We start from the raw sequence: 692 nt of genomic DNA on the forward strand, positions 1-692 counted from the left end.
CATCCGTTGTCTTTAAGAATAACCCAGTAATCTCCTACCGGAACTCCTGATAATACCTGAGTGGTTGCTCCTGTGCTCCACAGGTAAGACTGATATCCCGGTCCTGCATCAAGATTCGTTCTTCCGTCGATACAGATGATCTTATCCACGAGAACCGTAGATCTTTTCGGAGGAATTACCACTAAGTTTACTTTGGCAATTGCATAACATCCGTTTGAGTTGTATACTCTGATGTAAACCGCTGCGTTTCCTGAAACGTACGCTAAAGGATTTAAAATTTCATTTGTTCCGTTGCTTGCATCGACAAAAGTAGGGTAGTATTTTTTTGTAATCGGCGTTTCTGTGGAAACATTGGCAAGCGAAAGGTTGAATGCTGCTTTTGTTTCATTATTTTCAAGATAACATTCGCTGATGGTGGCTTCAGTTACCACCGGAGTCGGAAGGTATGCCAGAGTAATTTTAGCGTTTCCTGTACATCCTTCGTTGGTTGTTACTTTTACATAGACAATTCCTGCTGCGGAAAGATAATTCGCAGGAGTTGTAATTTCGTTGGTTGCTGCGTTCAGATCAGCAAGGGTAGGATAGAACTTCTTCACCACCGGTGAATATGTCGTTACATTGGCTGCGGTAAGATCAAAGAATCCTTTTCCGTTGTACTGACATGCTTTGATGGTTGTGTCCGTTAAAATAAA

General features: G+C 41.9%; 1 pseudogene. It reads right to left on the reverse strand.

The features are described from left to right. Positions 1 to 692: pseudogene (locus tag H6W53_RS21395) on the reverse strand (gliding motility-associated C-terminal domain-containing protein); the annotation flags it as partial.

It is taken from the genome of Chryseobacterium sp. C3 (genome assembly GCF_014218905.1).
In the GTDB taxonomy this organism is placed as follows: domain Bacteria; phylum Bacteroidota; class Bacteroidia; order Flavobacteriales; family Weeksellaceae; genus Chryseobacterium; species Chryseobacterium mucoviscidosis.